Origin of the sequence: Neisseria sp. P0024.S006 (genome assembly GCF_051956595.1) — a bacterium.
In the GTDB taxonomy this organism is placed as follows: domain Bacteria; phylum Pseudomonadota; class Gammaproteobacteria; order Burkholderiales; family Neisseriaceae; genus Neisseria.
In genome coordinates this window covers 79,737-106,066 of sequence record NZ_JBQCXH010000004.1, presented here as the reverse complement: position 1 = coordinate 106,066, position 26,330 = coordinate 79,737, and the positions used below count along the sequence as shown (strand labels likewise).

At 51.0% G+C, this 26,330-nt stretch carries 26 protein-coding genes; 14 read left to right on the top strand and 12 right to left on the bottom strand.

Features of this window, described 5'->3' with window-relative positions:
• The first annotated feature begins 2 nt into the window (after positions 1–2).
• From rpsI to murU, 5 genes are all read left to right on the top strand, one after another.
• Entirely contained in the window at positions 3–395 is a 393-nt protein-coding gene (gene rpsI, locus ACTHUF_RS08285) for a 30S ribosomal protein S9 (protein WP_003681515.1), read from the top strand.
• A 90-nt stretch (positions 396–485) separates the two neighbouring features.
• On the top strand, positions 486–995 hold the full coding sequence (locus ACTHUF_RS08280; RefSeq protein ID WP_315092823.1) for a protein disulfide oxidoreductase: 510 nt from the start codon (positions 486–488) through the stop codon (positions 993–995).
• Between the two features lie 340 nt (positions 996–1,335).
• Complete coding sequence (hpaR, locus tag ACTHUF_RS08275) at positions 1,336–1,773, top strand: homoprotocatechuate degradation operon regulator HpaR (protein ID WP_003681518.1); 438 nt, start codon at positions 1,336–1,338, stop codon at positions 1,771–1,773.
• Positions 1,774–1,783: 10 nt separating this feature from the next.
• Complete coding sequence (gene hpaC, locus ACTHUF_RS08270; protein WP_049322621.1) at positions 1,784–2,284, top strand: 4-hydroxyphenylacetate 3-monooxygenase, reductase component; 501 nt, start codon at positions 1,784–1,786, stop codon at positions 2,282–2,284.
• Between the two features lie 87 nt (positions 2,285–2,371).
• The gene (gene murU, locus ACTHUF_RS08265; RefSeq protein ID WP_315092821.1) at positions 2,372–3,067 is read left to right on the top strand and encodes an N-acetylmuramate alpha-1-phosphate uridylyltransferase MurU; all 696 of its coding nucleotides are present in this window, start codon (positions 2,372–2,374) and stop codon (positions 3,065–3,067) included.
• Between the two features lie 89 nt (positions 3,068–3,156).
• Here murU and rarD read toward each other — a convergent pair whose 3' ends face one another.
• The 5 genes from rarD to ACTHUF_RS08240 all read right to left on the bottom strand — a co-directional run bounded on the left by rarD (position 3,157) and on the right by ACTHUF_RS08240 (position 9,433).
• Positions 3,157–4,062, bottom strand: coding sequence for an EamA family transporter RarD (rarD, locus tag ACTHUF_RS08260; RefSeq protein ID WP_315092820.1), 906 nt, complete (start codon positions 4,060–4,062; stop codon positions 3,157–3,159).
• A 176-nt stretch (positions 4,063–4,238) separates the two neighbouring features.
• Positions 4,239–5,309 (bottom strand): tRNA (adenosine(37)-N6)-threonylcarbamoyltransferase complex transferase subunit TsaD, encoded by a 1,071-nt coding sequence (tsaD, locus tag ACTHUF_RS08255; RefSeq protein ID WP_315092818.1) that lies wholly within the window; start codon positions 5,307–5,309, stop codon positions 4,239–4,241.
• A gap of 99 nt (positions 5,310–5,408) precedes the next feature.
• Positions 5,409–6,596 (bottom strand): c-type cytochrome biogenesis protein CcsB, encoded by a 1,188-nt coding sequence (gene ccsB, locus ACTHUF_RS08250; protein ID WP_315092816.1) that lies wholly within the window; start codon positions 6,594–6,596, stop codon positions 5,409–5,411.
• Complete coding sequence (locus ACTHUF_RS08245; protein WP_315093103.1) at positions 6,589–8,541, bottom strand: cytochrome c biogenesis protein ResB; 1,953 nt, start codon at positions 8,539–8,541, stop codon at positions 6,589–6,591. The genes ccsB and ACTHUF_RS08245 overlap by 8 nt, the downstream gene beginning before the upstream one ends.
• A 268-nt stretch (positions 8,542–8,809) precedes the next feature.
• Positions 8,810–9,433: a c-type cytochrome gene (locus tag ACTHUF_RS08240; protein ID WP_003749030.1), complete on the bottom strand. Its 624-nt coding sequence runs from the start codon at positions 9,431–9,433 to the stop codon at positions 8,810–8,812.
• A gap of 215 nt (positions 9,434–9,648) precedes the next feature.
• Here ACTHUF_RS08240 and yihA point away from each other — a divergent pair, with 215 nt between their 5' ends.
• Together yihA and ACTHUF_RS08230 are read left to right on the top strand one after the other, a co-directional pair.
• Positions 9,649–10,290: a ribosome biogenesis GTP-binding protein YihA/YsxC gene (gene yihA / locus ACTHUF_RS08235; RefSeq protein WP_049347869.1), complete on the top strand. Its 642-nt coding sequence runs from the start codon at positions 9,649–9,651 to the stop codon at positions 10,288–10,290.
• A 344-nt stretch (positions 10,291–10,634) separates the two neighbouring features.
• Positions 10,635–11,105 carry a PepSY domain-containing protein gene (locus ACTHUF_RS08230; protein WP_315092813.1) on the top strand — a complete coding sequence of 157 codons (471 nt, stop codon included), beginning with the start codon at positions 10,635–10,637 and terminating at the stop codon, positions 11,103–11,105.
• 104 nt (positions 11,106–11,209) lie between these two features.
• On the opposite strand, the gene ACTHUF_RS08225 is transcribed toward ACTHUF_RS08230, so the two are convergent.
• Together ACTHUF_RS08225 and ACTHUF_RS08220 are read right to left on the bottom strand one after the other, a co-directional pair.
• The gene (locus ACTHUF_RS08225; protein WP_070836763.1) at positions 11,210–11,428 is read right to left on the bottom strand and encodes a hypothetical protein; all 219 of its coding nucleotides are present in this window, start codon (positions 11,426–11,428) and stop codon (positions 11,210–11,212) included.
• The gene (locus ACTHUF_RS08220; RefSeq protein ID WP_315093101.1) at positions 11,406–11,639 is read right to left on the bottom strand and encodes an RNA-binding S4 domain-containing protein; all 234 of its coding nucleotides are present in this window, start codon (positions 11,637–11,639) and stop codon (positions 11,406–11,408) included. The genes ACTHUF_RS08225 and ACTHUF_RS08220 overlap by 23 nt, the downstream gene beginning before the upstream one ends.
• Positions 11,640–11,804: 165 nt before the next feature.
• Between ACTHUF_RS08220 and dnaE the strand changes: the two genes are divergently transcribed.
• Complete coding sequence (gene dnaE / locus ACTHUF_RS08215; RefSeq protein ID WP_440407476.1) at positions 11,805–15,239, top strand: DNA polymerase III subunit alpha; 3,435 nt, start codon at positions 11,805–11,807, stop codon at positions 15,237–15,239.
• 269 nt (positions 15,240–15,508) lie between these two features.
• On the opposite strand, the gene ACTHUF_RS08210 is transcribed toward dnaE, so the two are convergent.
• Together ACTHUF_RS08210 and ACTHUF_RS08205 are read right to left on the bottom strand one after the other, a co-directional pair.
• Positions 15,509–17,239: a potassium/proton antiporter gene (locus ACTHUF_RS08210; protein ID WP_440407475.1), complete on the bottom strand. Its 1,731-nt coding sequence runs from the start codon at positions 17,237–17,239 to the stop codon at positions 15,509–15,511.
• 452 nt (positions 17,240–17,691) lie between these two features.
• Positions 17,692–18,027, bottom strand: a complete 336-nt coding sequence (locus ACTHUF_RS08205) for a hypothetical protein (protein WP_204788780.1) — start codon at positions 18,025–18,027, stop codon at positions 17,692–17,694.
• A 290-nt stretch (positions 18,028–18,317) separates the two neighbouring features.
• Here ACTHUF_RS08205 and ACTHUF_RS08200 point away from each other — a divergent pair, with 290 nt between their 5' ends.
• The 4 genes from ACTHUF_RS08200 to ACTHUF_RS08185 all read left to right on the top strand — a co-directional run bounded on the left by ACTHUF_RS08200 (position 18,318) and on the right by ACTHUF_RS08185 (position 22,793).
• The gene (locus tag ACTHUF_RS08200) at positions 18,318–18,812 is read left to right on the top strand and encodes a restriction endonuclease (RefSeq protein ID WP_003749044.1); all 495 of its coding nucleotides are present in this window, start codon (positions 18,318–18,320) and stop codon (positions 18,810–18,812) included.
• Between the two features lie 21 nt (positions 18,813–18,833).
• Positions 18,834–19,697 carry a mechanosensitive ion channel domain-containing protein gene (locus ACTHUF_RS08195; RefSeq protein WP_440407474.1) on the top strand — a complete coding sequence of 288 codons (864 nt, stop codon included), beginning with the start codon at positions 18,834–18,836 and terminating at the stop codon, positions 19,695–19,697.
• Positions 19,698–19,768: 71 nt separating this feature from the next.
• The gene (locus tag ACTHUF_RS08190) at positions 19,769–20,635 is read left to right on the top strand and encodes a hypothetical protein (protein WP_315092804.1); all 867 of its coding nucleotides are present in this window, start codon (positions 19,769–19,771) and stop codon (positions 20,633–20,635) included.
• 121 nt (positions 20,636–20,756) lie between these two features.
• Positions 20,757–22,793, top strand: coding sequence for a M3 family metallopeptidase (locus ACTHUF_RS08185; protein ID WP_315092802.1), 2,037 nt, complete (start codon positions 20,757–20,759; stop codon positions 22,791–22,793).
• Between the two features lie 190 nt (positions 22,794–22,983).
• Here ACTHUF_RS08185 and ACTHUF_RS08180 read toward each other — a convergent pair whose 3' ends face one another.
• A complete protein-coding gene (locus ACTHUF_RS08180; protein ID WP_315092800.1) occupies positions 22,984–23,247 on the bottom strand; it encodes a hypothetical protein in 264 nt (87 codons plus the stop codon).
• A gap of 234 nt (positions 23,248–23,481) precedes the next feature.
• On the opposite strand from ACTHUF_RS08180, the gene ACTHUF_RS08175 reads away from it, so the two are divergent.
• Together ACTHUF_RS08175 and ACTHUF_RS08170 are read left to right on the top strand one after the other, a co-directional pair.
• Positions 23,482–23,901: a CopD family protein gene (locus ACTHUF_RS08175; protein WP_315092798.1), complete on the top strand. Its 420-nt coding sequence runs from the start codon at positions 23,482–23,484 to the stop codon at positions 23,899–23,901.
• A 38-nt stretch (positions 23,902–23,939) separates the two neighbouring features.
• On the top strand, positions 23,940–24,410 hold the full coding sequence (locus ACTHUF_RS08170) for a CYTH domain-containing protein (protein WP_440407473.1): 471 nt from the start codon (positions 23,940–23,942) through the stop codon (positions 24,408–24,410).
• Between the two features lie 155 nt (positions 24,411–24,565).
• Here the strand turns inward: ACTHUF_RS08170 and ubiG are convergent, their stop codons facing one another.
• Positions 24,566–25,279 (bottom strand): bifunctional 2-polyprenyl-6-hydroxyphenol methylase/3-demethylubiquinol 3-O-methyltransferase UbiG, encoded by a 714-nt coding sequence (ubiG, locus tag ACTHUF_RS08165; RefSeq protein WP_049333599.1) that lies wholly within the window; start codon positions 25,277–25,279, stop codon positions 24,566–24,568.
• A gap of 162 nt (positions 25,280–25,441) precedes the next feature.
• Positions 25,442–25,975, bottom strand: a complete 534-nt coding sequence (locus ACTHUF_RS08160; protein ID WP_049347861.1) for a c-type cytochrome — start codon at positions 25,973–25,975, stop codon at positions 25,442–25,444.
• Positions 25,976–26,330 lie beyond the last annotated feature (355 nt).

The following is a 26,330-nucleotide window of genomic DNA, read 5'->3' as shown; positions in this document are numbered from 1 at the left end:
ACATGAACGGTAAATACTACTACGGCACAGGCCGCCGCAAAAGTTCAGTGGCTCGTGTATTCTTGACTAAAGGTACCGGCCAAATCATCGTAAACGGCCGTCCCGTTGACGAATTCTTCGCACGTGAAACCAGCCGCATGGTTGTACGTCAACCTCTGGTTCTGACTGAAAATGCCGAATCTTTCGACATCAAAGTTAACGTAACTGGCGGCGGCGAAACCGGTCAATCCGGCGCTATCCGTCACGGCATCACCCGCGCCCTGATCGACTTCGACGCAGCCCTGAAACCAGCTCTGTCTCAAGCAGGCTTCGTTACTCGCGATGCTCGTGAAGTTGAACGTAAAAAACCAGGTTTGCGCAAAGCACGTCGTGCAAAACAATTCTCCAAACGTTAATACGTTTTCAGAATCGAATCAAAAGCCTTGCTCTGCAAGGCTTTTTTCATTTATCAAACAATCATTCAATCTTTTTTTCACGGCAAATACATGACGAAAACCCTGCTCCACTACGCCAAATCATTGCTTCAGGCCGTGATTATTTTCATCTTTCTCTCCTTGATTGTCGACTGGGTACGCAAACCCGACCAACCCTTGCAATCAGCAGCGCAAACCCTCACGCTAACCAACGGACAAACCACCTCCCTCCAATCCTTCAGCCAGAACCGTGTTGCCGTTGTTTACTTTTGGGGTAGCTGGTGCGGTATTTGCTCATACACATCACCGACCATAGAAAAACTGCATCAAGACAATATTCCGACTCTGGGCGTAGCCTTACGCTCCGGAAACGACAATGATATTGCCCGCCATATGCAAGAAAACAATCTATCCTTTCCAAACGTCAACGATTCAGACGGCCTGATGGCCCAAAAATGGAATATCGCCGTCACACCGACCATTATCATATTAAAAGATGGAAAAATGATTCATCACACATCCGGACTTTCCAGCTACATCGGCTTAAAAATCAGAATTTACTTAGCAGACATCTTCGGCTAAATTCATTGAAAATCCACTAAAAATAGAAAATCCAAAGAATCATCTCCGCCGAATATATTCACCCTATTCCATTTCATAAATAAATAAACTATCTCTTTCCCGATAACATATGATTTTGTTGAGATTATAAAGAAAATAGACTAAGATATAACCATAAGAACAATTGGAAACATTATTATCAAAACAAACTGTTAGAGATCTTCATCTAATATTGTGGCCGTGATGCTTTTGTTCCCATAGATCCGGTTGCCGACGGCAGCCTTAAAACAGCAATATTCGCCTTTATTAATTTACCTCACGCTTCAACGGTTTGATTTTTGATAACCCCGGAGACTTAGTAATGCCCAACCAATCTAAACATGCATCTATCAATATCGGTCTGATTCAGGCAAGGGAAGCATTGATGACCCAATTCCGCCCTATTCTGAACCAAGCCAATATTACTGACCAGCAATGGCGTATCATCCGGCTCTTAGCGGAAAACGGCACTCTCGACTTTCAAGATTTGGCCAATCAGGCCTGCATCCTCCGTCCCAGCCTGACCGGCATTCTGACCCGCTTGGAAAAAGCAGGTTTGGCCGTGCGCCTGAAGCCTTCCAACGACCAACGCCGCGTTTATCTGAAACTGACGCCCGAAGGCGAGAAACTCTATGAGTCCACCGGCGCATTGGTTGACGAGCGCTATGACGCAATTGAAAAAGTCCTTTCCAAAGAAAAAATGGCACAACTCAAAGAACTCTTGGCAGAGCTGGCAAAAATCGAACAGGCATTAAAATAAAGCGAGCCGGATGACAGATTCAACACACACACTCAAGAGATCCTTCCGAGATGCCATGGCCTCCTGTGCCGCCGGTGTACACGTTATCACGACAGACGGTGAAGCAGGGCGCTATGGCATTACCATGACTGCCGTCACTGCCGTTACCGACGAGCCGCCGACGGTCATGCTGTGCATCAACCGCCAATCCGCCATCATCCCCATCCTACAGGGCAACCGCGATTTGTGTATCAACACGCTCAACGACAGCCAGCAGGATGTTGCCGAACACTTTGCCGGACTGACCGACCTCTCGCCCGAAGAACGCTTCGAATACCATATTTGGCATAGAGGGCAAACCGGACAGCTCGAAGTCGAAGGCGCGCTGGCGCACCTGCACGGCAGTATTGTCGATCAACGCGAAATCGGCACACATTACGTCTTTTTCGTTCAGATCAACGAAATCCGCAATACCGACGCGCAAGCGCCGGCATTGCTGTATTTCCGTAGGCAATTCAAATCTTTGGCATAAATAAAGGTCTCAGGCCGTCTGAAACATCGGTTTCATTTTTTCAGACGGCCTGAGACTTTTTCTGTTTCACACATTATAGGCACACCCATGAAAGCAATGATATTGGCCGCCGGCCGCGGCGAACGCATGCGCCCCCTAACCGACCACACGCCCAAACCTTTACTCGAAGTGGCAGGTACGCCGCTTATCGGCTGGCACTTACGCCGCCTGCGGAAGGCCGGTTTCACTGAAATCGTCATCAACCATGCCTGGCTTGGCCAACAAATCGAAGATACATTGAAAGACGGTTCAGCCTACAGCGTACACATTGCCTATTCTCCCGAGCGTGCCGGAGGCCTGGAAACTGCAGGAGGCATTGCCACCGCCCTGCCGCTTTTGGGCAACGAGCCGTTTTTGGTCGTCAATGGCGACGTGTTGACCGACATTGATTTCCAAGCTGCACGACTGGCTGCACAGCGCATACAGGAACACAACCTTCTCGCCCATTTGTGGTTAGTGGACAATCCGCCCCATCATCCTGAAGGCGACTTCGGCCTGCTTTCAGACGGCCTGGTATCCGCATCATCCACAGACGGCCAAGCCCTGACTTTCAGCGGCGTGGGCGTTTATCATCCCGCGCTTTTCAAAGACACCCCGGCACACCAGGCTGCCAAGCTTGCCCCTCTGTTGCGTCAAGCCATGAGCCAAAACCAAATCAGCGGCGAACACCACAACGGCCTTTGGTTGGACGTCGGCACAGTCGAGCGCCTGCAAGAAGCCGACCGTATTGCCCAAAGCTGGTAAAACAAAAGGAACGTATCCAATACATCCCTTTCAATATCAAAGGCCGTCTGAAAATATTGATCAAATCATTTTCAGACGGCCTCAATCCATCAACCAAGCTTTGCCCATTTCTTTTCTTTCTTCATTCCCAACAGGCCATTGGCAATCATCACGCACAATCCCGACCAAATCAGCCCGTAGCCGATCAATGCGCCGCCTTGTACCGGCTCGCCCAGCCACACAATCGACACAATAAAAAGCAATACAGGCTCCAAATAGCTCAACATACCGAACACTGCCACCGGCAGCAACTGATTCGCTTTCAAATTCAAATGCATGGATATTGCACTATTAAAACCCAGCAAAACAATAAAAAAGATTAAAACCGGTTTGGCCGCAATCATCGCCGGCGTATCCGTTGCCAGCACAATATACGCCAACGCAAACGGCGTAATCATCATCAAATCAAAGGTCAGCCCGATTAAGGAAGGCACGCCCAGCTTGCGGCGCAGCAGATAATAAAACGGATAAGTACCGAACACCCATACAGTCGTCCACGAAAACGCGCCCGACCGCACCAATTCACATGCCACGCCTGCACACGCCAAGATTACCGCCACCCTCTGCAACCGGTTCAAACGCTCTTTAAACCAAATCCGTCCGCCCAGCATCATTGCCAAAGGAAACAGGAAATAACCCATGGCAATGTTTACCCCTTCCCCATTGACCGGCCCCCAGACAAACAGCCACAACTGGCTGGCAAATATCGGCGTTGGCAATACAATCAGCAGCCATCGTTTCCAATCCCGGCCGACGCCATAAGCAAAACGCATTGCCGCCTGCCAACCGTTGACCATGGTCATCAGCACGCACAAAGCCGACAGCATGGCGACCATGCGCCAGGCAAACACCTCTGTCCCCGTCATCGGCCTCATCCACATACCGTACAGAAACAGCATGGAAAATAACAAATTGGACGCTACCGCAGCCAGCAAACCTTTGGATAAATTCGTCATTTCAGACGGCCTTTTGCAATCAATCAAAGTTAATATTGTAGAAAAAACGGATGAAAAAATTACTCATCTTTTTGAATGAAGTTTTACCGCAAACATCTATTTCATTAAAGGCCGTCTGAAAACCCTGTCTTCGGGTTTTCAGACGGCCTTTCATTACATCGAAGCAGTCTAATGTATCAACCTTGCTTCACAATATCCGACAGCGGCCAGCGCGGCTTGACATTGAATGCACCGACAGCCTGACGCTCGGCAAGACGCATCGCGCCGGCAAAGGCAATCATTGCGCCGTTGTCGGTGCAATATGCTATCGGCGGGAAATAGACGTTGATTTTTTCTTCCTGCGGCTTAGGTTTGCCTTTTTCAGACGGCATCTTGACGGTCAAGCGCGAAAATTCATCGCGCAGTTTCCAGTTTGCACCCACACCGCCGGCAACTACCAAAGTTCTGAAACCAGTATCCAACAACGCTTTTTTGGCTTTGGCCGCCAACACGTCAACCACCGCATCTTGGAAGGCGCGACAAATGTCGTTGCGTGTTTGGTCCGGAATTTCATCGCAACCGGTTTCGGCACGGACTTTTTCGACAGCGGTCAAAACGGCGGTTTTCAAACCGGAAAAGCTCATCTGCAAATCGTGTGAATGAAGCATGGGGCGTGGGAATGCGAAGGCATCAGGCGTACCGAGTTTGGCCAACTCGGATAATTTGGCGCCGCCGGGATAAGGCAAACCCAACAGCTTGGCCGTTTTGTCAAACGCCTCGCCTGCCGCATCATCCACACTCTCGCCCAGCAAGGTGTAATCGCCGATACCGCGTACAGCCATAAATTGCGTATGTCCGCCCGACACCAGCAATGCGACAAATGGAAATTCAGGTTTATTATCTGCCAACAAAGGCGAGAGCAAATGGCCTTCAAGATGGTGGACAGGGATAACGGGCTTGCCGATGGCAAATGCCAACGCATTGGCGAAGCCCGAACCGGCCAGCAATGCGCCGCCCAAGCCCGGGCCTTGCGTAAAGGCAACCGCGTCGATGTCGGCATAACCTACGCCTGCTTCCTTCAAGCAACCTTGCGTCAACGGCACGACACGGCGGATATGGTCGCGGCTGGCCAATTCGGGGACAACGCCGCCGTATTCGGCGTGCATCGCCATTTGTGTGTGCAAATGATGCGCCAACAGGCCGCGCTCGGTATCGTAGAGCGCAACGCCGGTTTCGTCGCAAGATGATTCAATTCCTAATACCAACATGGTTTGAGGCCGTCTGAAAAAATGATTAAAAACGATTCAGACGGCGTTTTCTCCGAAAACGGAAAAAGGCCGTCTGAAATAAAGTGCGGAATAAGCGGTTTACAAAGTGCCGTAAGAATGCAGGCCGCTCAAGAACATATTCACGCCGATAAAGGCAAAGGCGGTAATGACCAGGCCGATGACCGCCCACCAAGCCAACACTTTGCCGCGCCAGCCTGCCACCAGCCGCAAATGCAACCAGACCGCGTAATTCAGCCAAACGATGAATGCCCAAGTCTCTTTCGGGTCCCAGCTCCAATAGCGGCCCCACGCGTCGGCCGCCCACAATGCGCCGAGAATGGTAGCAATGGTGAAGAACAGGAAACCGACGGCAATCGCTTTGTACATGACTTCTTCAATGACTTGAGATTGCGGCAGCCATGATTTTTTGCCCGCATCTTCTTTTCTGAGCGCCAGCAGTTCGGCAATACCCAGCATGGCGGCGATACAAAATGCGCCGTAGCCGATAAAGTTGGCCGGAACGTGGATTTTCATCCACCAAGACTGCAAAGCAGGAATCAGCGGCTGAATGGCATGAGCCTCGCGCGAAACGCTGTACCACAAGACAAATCCGACCACGACCGCCATAAAGCTGAAGACAAAGCCACCCAGTTTTTGTACGGCAAAACGGCCTTCGTAATAGAGGTACATCAGCGCCGTAATGACCAAGAACAAGATGAATACTTCGTAAAGGTTGGAAACCGGAATATGGCCGGCATCGGGACGCAGCAGATAGCTTTCATGCCAGCGTACCAGCAGGCCGACAAAGCCCGCCATCGCGGAAACCCACGCAAACACGCTCCCCATGCCCAAAAGCGTATTGGACGGCACATTCTTGCGCACCGCCGCTATCGCGCCGACGATATAGGCAAACAAGGCAAAGAATACAAACGCGCATTGCCACATAATCGCCGACTGGCTGCTTAACAGGTATTTGAGCAGGAAGCCGTCTGCGCGTTTGATGTCGCCGCCATACAAATCAACAGCCAAATACGCCAGACACACGCCCACAGGGATAAACCAGCGCATCGGTTTGAAAAACCAACCCAGAAAAACGGCAATACCGGCACTCGCCCACAAAATCACCATTTCGTAGATGTCCATGTGCAGACCGGCCTGGGTTTGGGCAATAAACGCACCGATGGCAATCAGCAGTGCGAATGCCCAGTCGAAGAGGTTGAGGTTTCGGATAAATGATTTGTGTGTCAGAAGCTCATGCTCGGGCAAGGCCTGATGTTTGTTATTCATGGTTCAAATCCTTGGCAAGCTGCTGCAATTGCCGTGTGTGTTGCGGAAATTCTTTCTGCAAGTCGCGTTCGTTGCGGCTGGAAGACATGGCAAAACGGATACGGCCGTCTGAAAACAGCAGCCAAGCGCGTTTTTCACGAATATAGAACATAAACACCGTACCCAACACCAGCAATACCGAACCCAGATACACCAAGAATGCGCCCGGCGAACGGGTCATCTGCAATCCGGAAGAACGCACTTCGGAATAGCCGTCCAATTGCAGCAACATCGGCGCAGGATACTCGGTCAAACCGGTGTACGCGTCCATTGCATGCAGCAGGAAGCGGTTGCGCTTTTCGTCTTGCGGCCAAGCCGGCAGGTTGTATGTACTGATCGTGTCTTCCAAAGCGGCATTCATCACGCCATAGAGCATCTCGTAGAAATAGCCCTGCATTTTTTCCTGCTGGTCTTTGGGAATATTGGTGGTAACAAATTTGTCCAAAGCCAAATAGCCGCCTTTGGCAAAAATCGACAAAGTATTTTCCGCCGCCGCCATGAATTGCTCGCGGATTTCGGCGGGTGCGCCTTTAACGGCGTTGGCAACGGTTTTACGGCGTGCCGCATCGTCTTTCAAATATTGGCGCAAAGCCATAAAGGTATCGATTTTACCGTTTTTATCCATCGGAATGCGCAACCAGCGGTATTGCTGCGCCAAGCCGCTGCGCGTACCGGTAATGAAGAAATAGTCTTCATCTTGTTTCAGCGGCAACATATAGTTTTTATATTCGACCGCCTGCCCCGCTTTGTCGCGGATGCGGTAAACGATAGACGGGCCGATATTGGTGTATTTTTTGCCTTCTTGACGGACGGAGCGGACATCATTAAGGGCGGATTTCAGGTTTTGCTCTTTTTCAGACGGCTCGCTCATGTCTTCGACGTTCATCGAAGTAAACTGGTCGAATTCCAGTTTATAAGAAGCCTTGCCCAAATCCAGCGGAAACTCGCGCATGGAAGTTGCTTTGAGTTTGACCGGAGTGCGGTCGGCATCGGCCAGATTCCACGCTTTAAACGTCAAGTCCGAGCCGCCGTCAGCGAAACTTGCCTGATAAACCGTAATACCGTGCAACGTCAAAGGATGGTTGACGCGGATGGTGTGTTCGCTGACTTTGCCGGTTGCCTTGTCCGTGACTTCCAAGTCGCTGGCGAAATCGCGCGGCATACCGGTATCGTAAAAGTCGATATGGAATTTCTTCAATTTGACGGAAAACGGCAAGTCTTGCACGAGCATGCCGTTATCCGCATTCAGAAACACTACGTCCGCGCTCTGCCCTTCCGAAATATTGACATTGCCCCTAAACGACAAATTGGACGCACCCAACACGCTTTCGGGCTTAAAGTCTTTGGCGTAAACCGCCGTATTGTCCGGTACGACCCGGCCGGTGAGCATGCCAATTTTCAGCAGGATGTTGCTGTCTATCAAACCACCCAAACAAATCACAATCAGCGCAGCATGGGCAAAGATATAGCCCCATTTGTTCATCGCGCCTTTTTTCGCCGCCACCAAAACCGAACCGTCTTCACGCGTAACGGTTTTGCAGCCGTAGCCCTGCACTTCCAAATAACGTTGCGCGACTTCGGGCGTTACCTGTCCGTCTAAAACGATGGAATGGCGCATTGCTGCCAGCGATTTTTCCTTGGCGTTTTCACGGAAGGAACGAATCTCGCGCAAAAACGGCGGAACATTGCGAATCAGGCATAATCCGGTGGAAATCACTAAAAACATCATGATGACAACGAACCACGCCGAGGCGTACACGTCGTACAGACCCAAAAAGCCGAAAATCTGCGACCAAAACGGGCCGAATTTCACCAAATAATCGACTTGCGGCTGGTTTTGTTGCAAGACCGTACCGATAATCGAAGCCACGCCCAACAGGCTGAGCAGGGCGACGGCAAAACGCATGGAGCTGAAAAAGGCAAACCACGGTCTGCGGATGAGTGGGACGGATGAAGAAGATTTACTCATGTCTCAAATGTCGGCTTGGGGCAACCCGATTGATGGAACGGACTGCTATGACGTGTGATGCGAAAGGAAGAATACTGCATATTGCAGTAAAAATCTTGCCGTCGCTATTTGAAAAAACCAATCAGGCTTATCGGTTTATATTGGCTAAGGCCGTCTGAAGGGTTTTCAGACGGCCTGTATCAATAAACTCGTTTCAGAACGAAATTTAGTGCAAACCTTGAATGAAGTTGGCTACTGCGTTCAACTCTTCTTCGCTCAGGCGGTTGGCAATATCGGCCATGATGGCGTTTTTACGTTGGCCGGATTGGTAAGCTTTCATTTGCTCGACAACGTAAGCTTTGTGTTGGCCGCCCAGACGAGGATAGGCTTGGATTTCAGTACCGCCGCCAGGGATACCTGCGCCGCTAGGACCGTGGCAAGACATACATGCCGGCAGTTTTTTAGCGCTCAGGCCGCCGCGATAGATTTTCGCGCCCAGCTCTGGGTTTTCTTTAGGATTGGCTTCGCCCGGTTTACCTTGTTGTTTGGCGTAGTAGGCGGCAGCGTCGCGGATGTCTTGTTCGGACAAGTTCATCACCATCGGTTTCATCACGCCGGCGGCGCCGTGGGTACGGGTACCGTCTTTGATGGCCATGGTTTGGCCGTAGACGTAGGCCGCAGCCTGACCTGCCAGTTTAGGATAAGTTGCGATACCGCTGTTACCATCGGCTGCGTGACACGCCGCACAGATAGTAGTCGCTACCTGTTTGCCTTTTTCAGCATCTGCTTTAGGGGCAGCGGAAACCGCACCGGCAGCCAATACCAAGGCCAATAAAGTCAATCGTTTCATGGAGTGCTCCTGATTACAGCATTGCGTACCGCGTCAATGCCTTTTTTATACTCAAATACCGGGGAATTTTCCCGATTAAAACCGATAATTCTATAAACGTGCTATTCTATACCAAGTTTACATTAAATTACTACTCAAATTACCAAACTGCTGCAACATAAATGCCCGATACAAATTATGATGTTGCAGTTTTGTTTCCATGTAAGGAAATACTGATGAACCTTTTTCAAAACGCCAAATTCTTTACAACGGTCAACCATCTGAAAGACCTGCCCGACACGCCGGCCGAGATTGCCTTTGTCGGCCGAAGCAATGCCGGCAAATCCAGCGCCATCAACACGTTAACCAATCATGTGCGCCTTGCCTATGTTTCCAAAACACCGGGCCGCACCCAACACATCAATTTCTTTGAACTGGAAAACGGCAATTTCATGGTCGACTTGCCCGGCTACGGCTACGCGCAAGTACCGGAAGCCATTCGTGCGCACTGGGTCAAACTCTTGGGCGACTACCTGCAACAACGCCGCCAACTGATCGGCCTGATTTTGATTATGGACTCGCGCCATCCGCTCAAGGCTTTAGACATTCAGATGCTGGACTTTTTCCACATTACCGGCCGCCCTGTGCATATCCTGCTGTCAAAAGCAGACAAGCTGTCTAAAAACGACCAGATTAAAACTTTGGCGGCGGTAAAAAAATCACTCAAACCCTACACCGAACGCCAAAAAATCAGCGTTCAACTGTTTTCCAGCCTGAAAAAGCAAGGTATGGACGAAGTCAATCAAGTGGTCGGCTCATGGTTTGACGCGCATCGCGAAGAAATCGAGAATTTTGCAGGCGAAACATCGCCTGAGTGATTGTAAAACAAGGAGGAATAAGATAAGTTGACCAACCGCAAATCTTATTCCGTCATTTGGTTTCTCAACATCGCGTTTACCATTTAATTCGGGGCATGTCTCACACATGCCCTTTTTTTCATCACGCTTTTTTGTTTTCACACGCAAACCACAATCTCCACCAAATATACCATCATAATATATCAGCAAGACCGTCTGAAAGCGTGGCTTCAATCTCCATTATTATTAAAGTGTTAATTTTAGTATTGCAACTAATTACACATCTTAGCATTTTGCTCATATTCAGCTAATTGTTGAGGCATAGAATGCATTCATCGTTCAACAACACAGTAGGAAAGAAAATCATGAAACGCATTAATGCTTTTATTTCAAAAAAACTCATCATTGCCGGTATTATTGCTTCAAGTTTGGGCGTTGCCGGTGCTGCGGGTGCCGTGGCTTTTAAAGAAGGCATGTTTGCGCAGGTTTCCGGTCAGCAAGCGGCAGCAACGGCAGTGGTGCAAGTTGGCGGCGTGGCCAAAGATGTTGATTATAAATACAAACAGCATTTGGGTGGCCGTTATAAGGTGGAAATTTTAAAAGACGGGGTCGAATATGAGGCTCTGGTTGATGCTCAAAGCGGCAAAGTATTGGCGGTAGCGCAAGATAACGATCAAGACAAACGACACTTTGATAAGTATGATAAGCATGATAAGCATCATAAACATGACAATGCTGAGCCCTCTTCATCGCAAAATACAGATTATCAGGCTCCTGCCGATGCTGCACCTGGCACACCTGAAAATGCAACCGCTTCCGAGGTAACAAAATCTTAATTTATTTAAACTTTAAAAAAGCCAATGCCGTCTGAAACTTTCAGACGGCATTGGCTTTAATGCAGCATTGTTTGAAACACAGCTCCTATCAAGCCCAATCGTTTTCAGACGGCCTTTGCCTCATCTTCGCCATCAGTCCAACCCGCTTCTTTCAATTTCCGCTGTTGCGCATCATATCTGGCTTTTTCCGCCCAATACATTGTCTGGATACAGGCATCGCCGCACTCGCTGCCGCAACATTCCCACGACTCAGGGCGGATAGGTTCGTCTAAAAGCGGCTCGCCCAAGATGGCTTCGGCTTTATTCTTCAGGGTCGTATCCATCGGCGATTTCCAAGCGCGCACCGTCAAACTCAATCACTTCGCCGCCACGGATTTTGGCGGTCTTACGCGTTTCGGTTTCGCCGTTGCGCAACACCAGCCCTTCGGCGATAAACGCTTTTGCCTGTCCGCCGCTTTCGGCAAGACCGACCAGTTTCAATAAGTCGCACAAAGCGATGTATTCGTTGTCTTCAAGATAGACAGTTGCTTCCATCATTTAATCCTTTTCAATAAGGGCGATATTTTAACATGGCCGTCTGAAAGAAAGCCCCCTTCTGTTTTATTTGCTTTATCCAACCCCATTACATTTGGTTTTCAGACGGCCTTTAGCTGCCAACCCTGCTACAATACGCCTTTTATTGTTCACGCCGATTTTGCCATGACCGAGCCGACCTACATCCCCCTGCGCCTGCATACCGAGTTTTCGATTACCGACGGTATGGTGCGGATTAAAAAACTGATTGCCAAAGCGCAGGAATACGGTTTGCCTGCTTTGGGCATCAGCGATTTGATGAACGAATTCGGTTTGGTGAAATTCTATAAAGCCTGCCGCGGCGCGGGGATTAAGCCCATCGGCGCGGCGGACGTATGGATAGGCAATCCGAATGCGCCCGACAAGCCGTTCCGCGCCATGCTGATTATCCGCAACGATGCGGGCTATCTGCGCCTGAGCGAGCTTTTGACGGCGGCTTATGTCGGCAAAGACCGCAATGTCCATCATGCGGAACTCAATCCCGAATGGCTGGAAAACGGCAACAACAGCGGCTTGATTTGTTTGAGCGGCGCGCATTACGGCGAAGTGGGCGTGAATCTGTTGAACGGCAATGAAGACGCGGCGCGTGCGGCGGCGTTGAAGTATGCGGCGTGGTTTCCCGATGCGTTTTATCTGGAGCTGCAACGACTGCCCGAACGCCCCGAATGGGAGGCTTGCGTTTCGGGCAGCGTGAAGCTGGCAGAGGAATTGGGTTTACCGGTGGTAGCGACGCATCCGACGCAGTTTATGAGCCGCGACGATTTCAACGCGCACGAGGCGCGGGTGTGCATCGCGGGCGGCTGGGTGCTGACGGACAAAAAACGTCCGCGTGATTTTACGCCGAGCCAGTTTTTCATTCCGCCGGAAACGATGCTGGAGCGTTTCGCCGACTTGCCCGAAGCCTTGGAAAATACGGTGGAAATCGCCAAACGCTGTAATCTACACATCACATTGGGCAAAAACTTCTTGCCCCTGTTCCCGACGCCAGACGGCCTGTCGCTGGATGATTATTTGGTGAAACTGTCCAACGAGGGTTTGCAGGAACGAATGGTTCAGCTTTATCCCGACGAGGCGGAGCGGGCGGCGAAAATGCCGGAATATCAGGAGCGTTTGGATTTTGAGCTGAACATCATCATCCAGATGAAATTCCCCGGCTATTTCCTTATCGTACAAGACTTTATCAACTGGGCAAAAACGCATGGCTGTCCGGTCGGGCCGGGCCGTGGTTCGGGCGCAGGCTCGCTGGTGGCGTATTCGCTGAAGATTACCGACCTTGATCCGCTCAAATACGCGTTGCTGTTTGAACGTTTCTTGAACCCTGAACGCGTCTCCATGCCCGACTTCGACGTGGACTTCTGTCAGGCAAACCGCGGTCGCGTGATTGAATATGTGCGCGAAAAATACGGCGCGGAGGCGGTAAGCCAAATTGTGACCTTCGGCACGATGTCGTCCAAAGCGGTCATCCGCGACGTGGGGCGCGTGCTGGAGCTGCCGTTTATGCTGTGCGACAAACTGTCCAAGCTGATTCCGTTGGAAGCCAACAAACCCCTGAGTTTGGAAAAAGCCATGGAGGCCGAGCCGCAGATTCAGGAATTAATCGAAGCGGAAGAAGCGGACGAACTGATTACGCTGGCGAAAAAGCTGGAAGACCTGACGCGCGGTTTGGGTATGCACGCAGGCGGCGTGTTGATTGCGCCGGGCAAGATTTCCGATTACAGCCCTGTGTATCAGGCGGACGAATCCGCCTCACCCGTATCCATGTACGACAAGGGCGACGTGGAAGACGTGGGTTTGGTGAAATTCGACTTTTTGGGTCTGCGCAACCTGACCATTATCGAAATGGCGCAGAACAACATCAAAAATACCACCGGCGATATCGTCGATGTCGGCAAGATTCCGCTCGACGACCAAGCCGCCTACCAAATCTTCCGCGATGCGAACACCACCGCCGTCTTCCAGTTCGAGTCGACCGGCATGAAAAAAATGCTGAAAACGGCGCACACCACCAAGTTTGAAGAACTCATCGCCTTCGTATCGCTCTACCGACCCGGCCCGATGGACAACATCCCCGACTTCGTCGCGCGCATGAAGGGTCAGGAATTCCAATACATCCACCCGCTGCTCGAAGGCATCCTCGCGCCGACCTACGGCATTATGGTGTATCAGGAACAAGTGATGCAGGCGGCGCAGATTATCGGCGGCTACTCGCTCGGCGGCGCGGACTTACTGCGCCGCGCCATGGGTAAGAAAAAACCCGAAGAAATGGTGAAACACCGAGAAATCTTCGCCGAAGGCGCGGCAAAACAAGGCATTTCGCGCGAAAAATCCGACGAAATCTTCAACTACATGGAAAAATTCGCCGGCTACGGTTTCAACAAATCCCACGCCGCTGCCTACGCCCTGATTTCCTACCAGACCGCATGGCTCAAAGCCCATTATCCCGCTGAGTTTATGGCGGCAACCATGTCGTCTGAATTGGACAACACCGACCAGCTCAAGCATTTCTACGACGACTGCCGCGCCAACGGCATCGAGTTCCTGCCGCCCGACATCAACGAATCCGACTACCGCTTCACGCCGTATCCGAACATGAAAATCCGCTACGCACTCGGCGCGATTAAAGGCACGGGCGAAGCCGCCGTCGAATCCATCATCGCCGCACGACAAAGCGGCGGCAAGTTTACCGGCCTCTTGGACTTCTGCGAGCGCGTCGGCAAAGAACACATGAACCGCCGCACCCTCGAAGCCTTGATACGTGGCGGCGCGTTCGACAGCATCGAACCCAACCGCGCCATGCTCTTGGCAAACATTGACCTCGCCATGAACAACGCCGACCAAATAGCCGCCAACGCCAATCAGGGCGGGTTGTTTGACATGATGGAAGACGCCATCGAACCGGTGCAGCTCATCGATGCGCCCATGTGGAGCGAATCGGAAAAACTCGCCGAAGAAAAAACCGTCATCGGCTTCTACCTGTCCGGCCACCCGTTCGGCCCGTATGCCCAAGAAGTCCGCCAAATCGCTCCGACCAAATTAGGCCGTCTGAAACCGCAAGACAGCGTGCGCCTCGCCGGATTCGTTACCGCCGTGCGCACCATGATGGGCAAGCGCGGCAAAATCGCCTTTGTCAGCCTCGAAGATTTGAGCGGGCAGATTGAAATCATGGTCAGCGGCCAGACGCTGGAAAACTGCGCCGACTACCTCAAGTCCGACCAAGTGCTGATTATCGAATCTAAAGTCAGCCGCGACGACTATGGCGGCGGCGATGGGTTGCGCATCATGGCAAACCAAGTCATGACCCTGCAAATGGCGCGCGAACGTTATGCCCGCAGCCTCAGCCTAGCCCTCGCCCCCGGCCACGATATCACCCGTCTCGCCGCCATTCTCACCGCCCACCGCCTGCCCGACACGTCGCACATTCCGCTGCAACTGTCGTACAGCAACGGCAAAGCATCAGGCAAATTGAAAATTGCGCCCAAATGGATGGTAACACCAAGCACCGCTTTGTTTGAAGAACTGGAAACATTGCTCGGCAGCAGGGCAGTCCGCGTGAATTGGTAACATAAAGGCCGTCTGAAACCATACGTTCAGACGGCCTTTTTCAATTTCATTACAAAAGCTATTTTCCTTTATGATTTTTCTAGAATGAAAGTATTGCCATAAAATAAATACCCTGTAGTTTTAACAAATTCTATCCGGCGTATTCATTCCTAAATCAAAATATTGTGCCCAAACATAAGACCGTACCATCACCGCAATAAATATTGCAAGCACCAATATACAGAAAATCTGTCGTCGTTTGGTCTTTTATGTAGAAATCACAACATAGCCTAGCTTTCCCGACGCGGTACTTTCAACCCCATACTCTTCACGACACCGTTCTGATCGGTTTCTTTAACCGTCAATGAAAACCCGTCAACGACAATGCGGTCGCCCTCGACGGGCTGCGCGCTGCCTCCTCTGGATTGAAACCATTCGAGCAGGCTCATACCGGCTTCGCCGTCTTCCAGCTTCAACCCGTACGCCGCTGCCAAATCGCCGGTATTGACATACGGGTCGACGGCAAATTCGCCGAAGAAATCAAAATTTTCGCGCACATTCTGCCCGGTTTCACTGAAGTATTTCGCCATTTTGTCCACTTGGCTGTCAGGCAGGATATACCAAGCCGTATCGCCTTCCCTCAAAACTGTATCATTCTGCATTTCGATTTTCCGCCCGTCACGTATCAGAGCGAAACAGCGCAAGTCAAACGATTCCGAAATGGGGGCGACGGCATCGGGATGCTTGCCTTCCGCCTCAGATTCCTTCGTTACCTTGAAAGAAAACAAAGCCACAGCTTCGCGTTCCGACAGCCAAATGTCGTGCATTCCTTCCGGCTCGGGTTTGGGTGGCATGGCGACCTTGAGCAGACGCGCCATGACGGGTATCGTCGTTCCTTGAATCAGCAGGGAAAGTACGACGACGGCAAAGGCGACATCGAACAACAGTTCAGAATTCGGCACGCCCATGACCAAAGGCATCATCGCCAAAGAAATCGGTACTGCGCCGCGCAACCCGAGCCAACTGATGTAGGCTTTTTCACGCACACTGTATCCAAATTTCCACAAGCCGCTGAAAACGGCAAGCGGACGGGCGACCAGCATGAGGAATACGGCGATAACCAAGGCATCGACGCTTTTTTCCCAAACGCTGCTGGGCGTTACCAACAAACCCAGTACGACGAACAAAGTCGCCTGCGCCAGCCACGCCAGGCCGTCCATCACACGCCAAACGTGTTCGGTTGCGCGGGCATGCTGGTTGCCGACGATAATCCCCGCCAGATAAACCGCCAAGAAGCCGCTGCCACCGATGGTATTGGTAAATGCGAATACCCACAGGCCGCCTGACACAATCATCAGCGCGTACAATCCTTCCGCAAGGTTCAGACGACGTACGAGTTTCGCCAACACCATTCCGCCCGCCCACCCCATCAGCAGGCCGAAGCCGATTTGGAGCAGCAGCATCCATAAAAACGCCAACACACCTGATTGTTCGGGGTTAGTAATCATGGTAATCAGGGCGGTAACTAAAAAAATCGCCATCGGATCGTTCGCACCGGATTCGATTTCCAAAGTCGCCTGTACCCTGTCATTTAGGCGCACGCCGCTGTGGCGCAGCAGGCTGAACACGGCCCCCGCATCGGTTGAGCCGACAATCGCCGCCATCAGTACACCGAATTTCCAATCCAAACCCAAATAGAACGTGGCGAACAATCCTAAAGGCAACACAGTGGCAAACACGCCCCATGTCGCCAATACCGCAGAAGGCTTCAATGCAATTCGGAAACTTGAAAGCTGGGTCCGCAACCCGCCGTCAAGCAAAATGACGGCTAACGCAAGCTGACTGATGACGTTGGCCAAAACGAAATTGTCAAAATCGATGCGCCCGATACCGTCCTCACCCGCCAACATTCCAACCGCCAGAAACACTAACAAAAGCGGCATCCCCAGCCTTGCCGACAAAGTGGTCGAAACCACGCTTAAAAACAATAACGCCCCGCCGAGCAAAAACAGATTGTTCATCCAGTCCACGTTGCAAAAGTCCTACCGTTAATAAAAACGAGGCGAAATTGTATCATAAAATCAATAAGATTTACTGAAGGCCTACCCATTATACAGAAATAAAAAAACCGTCTGAAAGACGGCTTCGTTCATACAACAAACCGCTTTACCCAAACGGCTTTTTCTGCCAATAAAACTTACCCCTTCTCAGGCGGCCTTATTGAATAGAGCAATTATCTGAAAAGCTTATTGCATAAAACCTTTGACTAATAAGGAAAGATAACCCACAACAAAGGGGAACGACAATGCCGAAAGAATGCCAAGCACCCAGTAAATACATTGGTTCAGTACAGTTTTTGAGGCGGTAAGCCGCAACAGTTTGAAATACAGGGATAAACAAGTAAAGGGGGTGAAAATACACCCCCCCCTTTTTCTACAAATGCCCCATATTAAAGGCCGTCTGAAAAACAGTTTTATTTAACGATTTCAACCGGGCCGTGGTCGTCGCAGTGGTCTCCGTGTTGGTGATGCAGACGGCCGTTGACGATGTAGTCGACGTGATCACCGTGCGGTACGGCTTCGTGGCCGCAACCTTCACCGTGAACGTGGCTGTGGCAGGTGTCAACCGGATGGCAACCGTCAGGGTTGGTTTCATTGACGCTCAGGGCGTGCTCGTCATAGTGGCCGTTGTGTTCATGGTGCAGGTGGCCGTCGTGCAGATAATCGACGTGGCCTTCGTGTTTGATGGCAGTGTGGCCGCAGTTTGCGCCGTGAACGTGGTCATGATGTTCGTGGGTTTTGCAGGTCATTTTTTTCTCTCCTAATGTTCAGTGAATAGCAATCTTTCTCGATTGATTATTCCATCTTATCTTTTTTTGATGCAAGCGTAAAAAAATTTACAGTTATTAATATATTGTTACGATATATCATCTATTGATATATCAGCCTATTTTGTTTTTCAGACGGCCTTTTATTTATCATTCATTTATTTTCAGCGGGTAATTTAACCCTTTCCGCCTATGCTGAATATCGAATTTTTCAGCCGTAACGGGTAATATTGAAACCAAGGGATGAATCCTTCAAACAAACAGGTACTGCAATGGGAAAACAAGCCAGACTTTATATGGTTCGCAGCACGCAAGGTGCGCTTTATGATGTATTTTTTGAACGCGGCGTGGCGGCATTGGCCTGGCCTATGCTGGCCGAAGCGGCGGCCAAGGGTTTTGGCCGTGAGGAGCTGACGGATATTTACCGTTCGGCCGTGCCGGATGTGAAGTTGAGAACGGCGCAATCGGGTGCGGCTCAGATGTGGCGGTTTGTCAACGAGTTGGCCGATGGAGATGCCGTACTGACCTACTCGCCCGCCCTGCGCCGTTATCGGGTCGGCAGGATTACGGGCGGCGCGGTGCATTGTCCGCAATGGGACGATGAAAAAATGTCGCTGGTGCGGCCGGTTGAGTGGCTGGGCGAAGTGTGCCGCGACGATTTGAGCGCGGCGGCGCAACGGGCTTTGGGCAGCGTGGCGACTTTGTTTGCGGTATCGGAAGCGTGTGCGGCAGAAATTTTTGAACGCGTGGGTTTTCAGACGGCCTAAGAAGGGAAAGGAAACAGGATTATGTGGAACACCATGCATGAATGGCTGAACGCTTTGCCTGTCAGTGAAGAAATCATCAAATCAGCATTGATGTCGGTATTGATGATTGTGGCCGTCATTGCCGGGCGCAGCATCTTGCTCTCGGCGCATTTTCGCAGCCATCCGGATTTGAGCATTGAAAACAAACGCCGCTCGCTGGTGTTCAGCCGCAACGTAACCATGCTGCTGATCCTGCTCGGGCTGGCGATGATTTGGGCGGCGCAGATTCAAACTTTGGCCTTGTCGATGTTTGCAGTGGCCGCGGCGATTGTGGTGGCAACCAAAGAGCTGATTATGTGTTTGTCCGGCAGCATCCTGCGCTCGGTAACCAAACAATACTCCATCGGCGACTACATCGAAATCAACGGCCTGCGCGGACGGGTGGTCGATATCAATATGCTGAACACGCTGATGATGCAAATCGGCCCTAATCCGTTGATCGGCCAGCTTTCCGGCAAAACGCTCTCGTTTCCCAACAGCCTGCTTTTGAGCCATACCGTACGCCGCGACAATATTTTGGGCAATTATGTGATTCATACGGTGGAAATCCCCGTGCCGATTCATTTGGATTCGGACGAAATCATAGGCCGTCTGAAAGACGTGCTTGAGCCGTTGTGCGCGGCCTATGTTCCCGTTATCCAACAATATTTGGAAAACGTTCAAGCGCAAAAACTCTTTATTACCCCCGCCGCCAAGCCGCGCGTGTCCCGCGTGCCGCACGATGACAAGGTGTACCACATCATCGTACGCTTCGCCTCCCCCGTTTCCAAACGGCTGGAAATACAACAGGCCGTCTTAGACGAATTTTTGCGCATGCAATACCGACTGATCAACCAAACAAAATAGTACGGTGTGTTTATTGATACAATCAAATCCCTTACAATAATAAAGTTCACAATCAACAATAAGGAAAAGTCATGTTGCCCGAATCAGCCCTTGCCGAAATGTACCCCGTCATTATGACCCCCAGCCATGACGGCAAATATTTCCACAACTACACCCTCTCGCTTTTGAACATCGTCCACACCAACGCCTCCCTCGGCCTGCCGCTGCAAGTAATGATGCAGCGCGGCGAAAGCCTGATTACGCGCGCGCGCAACAACTGCGTGGCCAGATTTTTGGAAAACAAAGAATGGACGCATTTATTCTGGATTGACTCCGACATCGGTTTCTCTCCCGATTCATTCTACCGCCTGCTCTTGGCCGATAAAGACGTTGTGGCCGGCGTTTATCCGCTCAAACGCGAAAACTGGCCCCAAGCAGGCCTTCCTGCCGGCATGACCCAAGCCGATTTCGAACGTATGTACACTTCTTACACCGTCAACACCAACGACAAAGACGAAAACGGCGAAATCGTCCTGAAAGTCGATGAAGAAGGCTTTATGAAGGTTCATGACGCGCCAACCGGCTTCATGGTCATCAAGCGCAGCGTATTTGAAAAAATGATAGAGGCTTATCCCGAGTTGAACTACGTCTCCGACAGCGACTACAGCCCGGAAAACAAAGGCCTGCACTACCGCTTCTTCGACTGCATGGTCGATCCCGAAAGCAAACGCTATCTGTCCGAAGACTACACCTTCTGCCACCTCTGGCGACAAATCGGCGGCGAAGTGTACGTCGACGTACAATCCAACCTGACCCACCAAGGCGCAAAAGTGTATCACGGCTCGTTTGCCGAATCCTTGCAAACCAATCTTGCCAATGCAGTTTACGCCCCCGAAGGCACCACCATGCGCCTCGAACTGGCCGCCCCGTTGCACGCCAATCCGCGCGGTCCGGAATAAGGTTGGCCGACAGGCAGGCAAAACACTTTAATTCTGCCTGTCTGCCACCATATAACGCCTATCGTTTTCTTTTCAGACGGCCCCAAGGCCGTCTGAAACCATCTTATTCAGGAGAAACCATATGAGCGACAACGTCCTGCTCCACTTGGGCGAAGAACCCCGTTTCGACCAAATCAAAACCGAAGACATCAAACCCGCCCTGCAAACCGCCATTGCCGAAGCGCGCGAACAAATCGCCGCCATCAAAGCGCAAACGCACACCGACTGGGCAAACACTGTCGAAAAACTGACCGACATTACCGAACGCGTCGGCCGCATTTGGAGCGTGGTTTCCCATCTCAACTCCGTGGTCGATACGCCCGAATTGCGTGCCGTATACAACGAATTGATGCCAGAAATCACCATCTTCTTCACCGAAATCGGCCAAGACATCGAGTTGTACAACCGCTTTAAAATCATCAAAAACTCTGCCGAATTCGACACCCTTTCCCCAGCGCAGCAAACCAAGCTCAACCACGACTTGCGCGATTTCGTCCTCAGCGGTGCCGAATTGCCGCCCGAACAGCAGGCAGAACTGGCGCAACTGCAAACCGAAGGCGCGCAACTGGGTGCCAAATTCGCACAAAACATCCAAGACGCAACCGACGCTTTCGGCATTTACTTTGACGATGCCGCACCGCTTGCCGGCATTCCCGAAGACTCCATCGCCATGTTTGCCGCCGCCGCGCAAAGCGAAGGTAAAACAGGCTACAAAATCGGCCTGCAAATTCCGCACTACCTCGCCGTCATCCAATACGCCGACAACCACGAACTGCGCGAACAAATCTACCGCGCCTACGTTACCCGCGCCAGCGAATTGTCTGACGACGGCAAATTCGACAATACGGCCAACATTGACCGCACCCTCGAAAACGCATTGAAAACCGCCAAACTGCTCGGTTTCAAAAACTACGCCGAGCTGTCGCTGGCAACCAAAATGGCCGACACGCCCGAACAGGTTTTAAACTTCCTGCACGACCTTGCCCGCCGCGCCAAACCGTTTGCCGAAAAAGACTTTGCCGAAATCAAGGCCTTTGCGCGCGAAAACCTGAATATCGAAGACCCGCAATCGTGGGATTTGAGCTACGCCGCCGAAAAACTGCGCCAAGCCAAATACGCCTTCAGCGAAGCCGAAGTGAAAAAATACTTCCCTATCAGCAAAGTATTGGCAGGCCTGTTTGCCCAAATCAAAAAACTCTACGGCATCGAGCTGGCTGAAAAAACCGTCCCTGTTTGGCACAAAGACGTGCGCTATTTCGAGCTGAAACAAGACGGCCAAACCATCGGCGGCGTTTACATGGACTTGTACGCACGCGAAGGCAAACGCGGCGGCGCATGGATGGACGGCTACAAAAGCCGCCGCCGTTTCGCCGACGGGACGCTGCAACTGCCGACCGCCTACCTCGTCTGCAACTTCACCCCACCGGTCGGCGACAAAGAAGCGCGTTTGAGCCACGACGAAATCATTACCCTCTTCCACGAAACCGGCCACGGCCTGCACCACTTATTGACCCAAGTTGACGAAGTGGGCGTATCCGGCATCAACGGCGTCGAATGGGACGCAGTCGAGCTGCCCAGCCAATTCATGGAAAACTTTGTTTGGGAATACGACGTATTGGCGCAAATGTCCTCGCACGAAGAAACCGGCGCGGTATTGCCGAAAGAGCTGTTCGACAAAATGCACGCGGCTAAAAACTTCCAACGCGGTATGTTCCTCGTCCGCCAAATGGAATTTGCCATCTTCGACATGGAAATCTACCATCAGGAAGATGAAGGCCGTCTGAAAGAATGGCCGCAAATCTTGGACAAAGTGCGTCAAGAAGTCGCCGTAACCCAACCACCGGCATACAACCGCTTTGCCTTGAGCTTCAGCCACATCTTCGCCGGCGGCTACGCCGCAGGCTATTACAGCTACGCATGGGCGGAAGTTTTGAGCGCAGACGCTTACGCGGCGTTTGAAGAAAGCGACGACGTGGCCGAAACCGGCCGCCGCTTCTGGAAAGAAGTGCTGGCCGTCGGTGGTTCGCGCAGCGCAGCCGAATCCTTCAAAGCCTTCCGCGGCCGCGAACCAAGCCTGGATGCCCTGCTCCGCCACAGCGGTTTCGACAACGCAGCTTGATTTGAAAATCCGCCGTTTTAAACAGAACGGTTGCTGATTCAAAGTTAAAGGCCGTCTGAAATGTTTCAGACGGCCTTTCGGTTGGCACAATTAATGAGGAACAATAAATACGTCCAATCTCTAACAATTTTTTCGGGAGAAACTGAAGCCCGCATTTCAAACTCCTATCTCCCCCGGCCCATCGCTCAAATCAATTTTTGCCCTTTTTATCGCCGGTGGCCAAACGCATATTGATAAATTCCATCATCAAATCTTTTTTCGTCCAGAAAAAAGATTTCATTTTTTCCAAAGAATAGATTTTCCGAATCATCGCCGGCAATCCTGCGTGAACGATGGCCGCGACTTCGCCATTGGTTGTTTCGTTGTCCATGGCGGCTTTGAGGTTTAGATTGTGCGTATTCAGGTAGTTGCTAAGCTCTTTCCTGACGCTGTTGCTGATTTCGAATTGTTTCATGTTTTCCGTCCATAATGTTTTTATAATTAAATAGCATAGGATTTTAACAAGTTTTTTGCATCGTGCATATCTCAACTTGCATATTGTTGCAGAATTTACAATTTGGTTTTTGGGTAAAATCGTACCTGCAACACATTGTTGCGGCGCACCCTGTCGGATTGTTTTGACTATTTTGTTTCGGCTTGGGCCGCATTGCGGATAAAATAACGGTTTTAGGTGTTGAGGCCGTCTGAAATGTATTTGTGGTTTAAGCTGTTGCACATATTTTTTGTAATTTCTTGGTTTGCCGGACTGTTTTATCTGCCGCGGATTTATGTGAATCTGGCGCAATTAGAGCCCGGCAGCGTGGAATATGTACGGCTGACGGATATGTCGCGGCGGCTGTACCGCTTTATGTCGCCTTTGGGCTGGGGAACGCTGATATTCGGCGCGGCCATCGGGTTTGTAAATAATTGGTGGGGCAACGGCTGGCTGGCGGTTAAATTATTGTGCGGCCTGCTGCTCTTGGCTTATCAGCTTTATTGCGGCCTGCTGCTGCGCCGTTTTCAAAACGGCAGCAATATGTATTCGCACCGCTGGTATCGGGTATTCAACGAACTCCCTGTATTGATGATGGTGGCCGCGCTTTATATGGTGGTTTTCAAGCCGTTTTGATCTTCAGACGGCCTGTTTGGTAAATAAGGAAAGAATTCATGACGGTCGAAATCGAACGCCGCTTTTTGCTGGCGGATGACAGTTGGCGCGAAGCGGCAAGCGAGTCGCTGGTGTTGCAACAGGGCTATTTGAGCGTGGAAAAAGAGCGCACCATCCGCGTGCGGATTATCGGTTCGCAAGCATGGCTGACCCTGAAAGGCTATATTTCCGACATGACGCGCAGCGAGTTTGAATACGAAATTCCGCTGGCGCACGCGCAGGCGATGATGGCGGACATGTGCCCGTTTAAAATGGAAAAATACCGCTATCGTGTCGAATTTGAAGGCTTTGTGTATGAAATCGACGAATATTTCGGCGACAATGCACCCTTGATTGTGGCGGAAATCGAATTGCCGTCTGAAGATACCGAGTTCCCCAAACCGGCTTGGCTGGGCAAGGAAATCACGTCTGACGGTAAATTCACCAATGCGTATTTGAGCAAACATCCGTATTCGTCTTGGACGGAATAAGGGCGGCAACCACTCTACACACAAAAAAAGGCATGTATCGCACATGCTTTTTTCTTTTCAGACGGCCTGATTTGCCTTACCGATATTTGTATTAAGCTGCTTTCGACATACCGTTTCAAATATCGGGCAAGTCCGTGTGTTTTATCCGTTGAACCTTACGCCGGACGGCAGGCAACCATGTAGTTAACTTCGGTCGAGTCGCACAGGGAATAACGGCCGCTCAACAAATTGTAGGTCATGCCCTTGCTGCCGACGGTATCCAATCCGGCTTGGCGGCACATGCGCGCGAGCTCTGCCGGCGTGATGAATTTTTTCCAGTCGTGCGTGCCTTTGGGGACGAATTTCAACAGATATTCCGCACCGACTATCAGATGCAGATAAGATTTGGGATTGCGGTTGATGGTGGAGAAAAACACCATGCCGTCGGGTTTGACCAGTTTCGCGCAGGCTTGAACGATGGCGGCCGGATCGGGAACGTGTTCCATCATTTCCATACACGTTACCACATCGAAGCTGTGCGGCTGCTCGGCGGCGAGGTCTTCGACGCGGATGCAGCGGTAATCGATATTGGCAACGTGTTGAGCAGCCGCATGGGCAGCGGCGGTTTGCAGGGATTTTTCCGCCATATCGATGCCGGTCACGTGTTCTGCGCCGCGTTTGGCCATGCTCTCCGACAAAATACCGCCGCCACAGCCTACATCCAGCACGCGTTTGCCTGCCAATCCGGCATAGCCGTCGATATAGTCGAGGCGTAAGGGGTTGATGTCATGCAGGGGCTTGAATTCGCCGTTTTTATCCCACCATTTGTCGGCGATTTGGCTGAACTTGGCGATTTCGCCGGCATCTACGTTGTCGTGTTGATTGCTCATGGTTTGCTCCTGCATAAAATCATTCGCCTGATTTTAGCCGATTGTGCTTCAAAATAAAATGTTTCAGACGGCCTTTGCCTGTTTATCGGCCCTATTTCAACTTTCATCCGCCTGCCCATAAAAAACGCACCTTGTAACAAGGTGCGTTTCAATCTGCATGATTTAGAATTTAGCGCCGGATTCGTTGGCCATGTAGTCAACTGCGGCTTTCACTTCGTCGTCGCTTAAGCTGCCGTTGCCGCCTTTGGCAGGCATGGAATTGAAGCCTTCGAGGGCGTGTTTGTGCAAGGTGTCTTTGCCTTGTTTAATGCGAGGCGCCCAGTCTTCTTTTTTGCCTACAGCCGGAGCGCCGGGAATCAAGCCGCCGTGGCACGCTTTACAGTTCGCTTCAAAAACAGCTTTGCCGTCCACTTTGGCGGATTCGGCAGGCTTGGCTTCAGCGGCAGGTGCTTCGGCTTTCTCTTCGGGCTTGGCGGCTTCTTCAGGCTTGGCAGCTTCCTCTGCTTTGCTGGCAGCGGCTTCAACCTTATCGGCAGCTTCTTGAGCGGCAGATGCAGTCGTATCGGCAGCAGAAGCGGCTTCGTTTTTCACTTCAGATGCAACGGCTTGAGCAGCCTCTTGTGTCTCCTGTTTAGCCTCTTGGGAACAAGCTGTCAAACCAGCCATCATCATTGCGGCAATCAGTAATTTGTTCATGTTCTGTCTTTCCTTAATTTTATTTAAATCACTGTTTTATATAAACAGCTCAAAAATTCTAACACAGAAACTAATACTTTCGACCTACACTATAATAAATATTGGTATAAATCAGATTTTGTCGCAAAAACTGAAAAACATATTGACACCACCTCTCTACTCGGATAGAAATTCACCCCATTTGTCATGAAGCGCGATAACTTTCATTTTATTGTTCAAACAGTTACTCATTTTATTTTCAAAGTTTCTTTTAGAATTCAACTTTTTACAAGCTTTCCAGATAATACCATAAGCATTAAACCGCCTCTTATCCTAAAAAGGCCGTCTGAACCCCAATCAGGTTTCAGACGGCCTG

What these genes read in the sequence shown, in the direction of transcription:
- ACTHUF_RS08175 (WP_315092798.1), top strand. Translation starts at nt 23,482, where the DNA reads ATGTATTTGTGGTTTAAGCTGTTGCACATATTTTTTGTAATTTCTTGG.
- ACTHUF_RS08240 (WP_003749030.1), bottom strand. Translation starts at nt 9,433, where the DNA reads ATGAAACGATTGACTTTATTGGCCTTGGTATTGGCTGCCGGTGCGGTT.
- ACTHUF_RS08225 (WP_070836763.1), bottom strand. Translation starts at nt 11,428, where the DNA reads ATGGATACGACCCTGAAGAATAAAGCCGAAGCCATCTTGGGCGAGCCG.
- ACTHUF_RS08245 (WP_315093103.1), bottom strand. Translation starts at nt 8,541, where the DNA reads ATGCGTTTTGCCGTCGCCCTGCTCAGCCTGTTGGGCGTGGCTTCGATT.
- ACTHUF_RS08185 (WP_315092802.1), top strand. Translation starts at nt 20,757, where the DNA reads ATGAGCGACAACGTCCTGCTCCACTTGGGCGAAGAACCCCGTTTCGAC.
- yihA (WP_049347869.1), top strand. Translation starts at nt 9,649, where the DNA reads ATGAACCTTTTTCAAAACGCCAAATTCTTTACAACGGTCAACCATCTG.
- dnaE (WP_440407476.1), top strand. Translation starts at nt 11,805, where the DNA reads ATGACCGAGCCGACCTACATCCCCCTGCGCCTGCATACCGAGTTTTCG.
- ACTHUF_RS08160 (WP_049347861.1), bottom strand. Translation starts at nt 25,975, where the DNA reads ATGAACAAATTACTGATTGCCGCAATGATGATGGCTGGTTTGACAGCT.
- ACTHUF_RS08230 (WP_315092813.1), top strand. Translation starts at nt 10,635, where the DNA reads ATGAAACGCATTAATGCTTTTATTTCAAAAAAACTCATCATTGCCGGT.
- ACTHUF_RS08200 (WP_003749044.1), top strand. Translation starts at nt 18,318, where the DNA reads ATGGGAAAACAAGCCAGACTTTATATGGTTCGCAGCACGCAAGGTGCG.
- tsaD (WP_315092818.1), bottom strand. Translation starts at nt 5,309, where the DNA reads ATGTTGGTATTAGGAATTGAATCATCTTGCGACGAAACCGGCGTTGCG.
- rpsI (WP_003681515.1), top strand. Translation starts at nt 3, where the DNA reads ATGAACGGTAAATACTACTACGGCACAGGCCGCCGCAAAAGTTCAGTG.
- murU (WP_315092821.1), top strand. Translation starts at nt 2,372, where the DNA reads ATGAAAGCAATGATATTGGCCGCCGGCCGCGGCGAACGCATGCGCCCC.
- ACTHUF_RS08195 (WP_440407474.1), top strand. Translation starts at nt 18,834, where the DNA reads ATGTGGAACACCATGCATGAATGGCTGAACGCTTTGCCTGTCAGTGAA.
- ubiG (WP_049333599.1), bottom strand. Translation starts at nt 25,279, where the DNA reads ATGAGCAATCAACACGACAACGTAGATGCCGGCGAAATCGCCAAGTTC.
- hpaR (WP_003681518.1), top strand. Translation starts at nt 1,336, where the DNA reads ATGCCCAACCAATCTAAACATGCATCTATCAATATCGGTCTGATTCAG.
- ccsB (WP_315092816.1), bottom strand. Translation starts at nt 6,596, where the DNA reads ATGAATAACAAACATCAGGCCTTGCCCGAGCATGAGCTTCTGACACAC.
- ACTHUF_RS08220 (WP_315093101.1), bottom strand. Translation starts at nt 11,639, where the DNA reads ATGGAAGCAACTGTCTATCTTGAAGACAACGAATACATCGCTTTGTGC.
- ACTHUF_RS08205 (WP_204788780.1), bottom strand. Translation starts at nt 18,027, where the DNA reads ATGACCTGCAAAACCCACGAACATCATGACCACGTTCACGGCGCAAAC.
- ACTHUF_RS08180 (WP_315092800.1), bottom strand. Translation starts at nt 23,247, where the DNA reads ATGAAACAATTCGAAATCAGCAACAGCGTCAGGAAAGAGCTTAGCAAC.
- ACTHUF_RS08280 (WP_315092823.1), top strand. Translation starts at nt 486, where the DNA reads ATGACGAAAACCCTGCTCCACTACGCCAAATCATTGCTTCAGGCCGTG.
- ACTHUF_RS08190 (WP_315092804.1), top strand. Translation starts at nt 19,769, where the DNA reads ATGTTGCCCGAATCAGCCCTTGCCGAAATGTACCCCGTCATTATGACC.
- hpaC (WP_049322621.1), top strand. Translation starts at nt 1,784, where the DNA reads ATGACAGATTCAACACACACACTCAAGAGATCCTTCCGAGATGCCATG.
- rarD (WP_315092820.1), bottom strand. Translation starts at nt 4,062, where the DNA reads ATGACGAATTTATCCAAAGGTTTGCTGGCTGCGGTAGCGTCCAATTTG.
- ACTHUF_RS08210 (WP_440407475.1), bottom strand. Translation starts at nt 17,239, where the DNA reads ATGAACAATCTGTTTTTGCTCGGCGGGGCGTTATTGTTTTTAAGCGTG.
- ACTHUF_RS08170 (WP_440407473.1), top strand. Translation starts at nt 23,940, where the DNA reads ATGACGGTCGAAATCGAACGCCGCTTTTTGCTGGCGGATGACAGTTGG.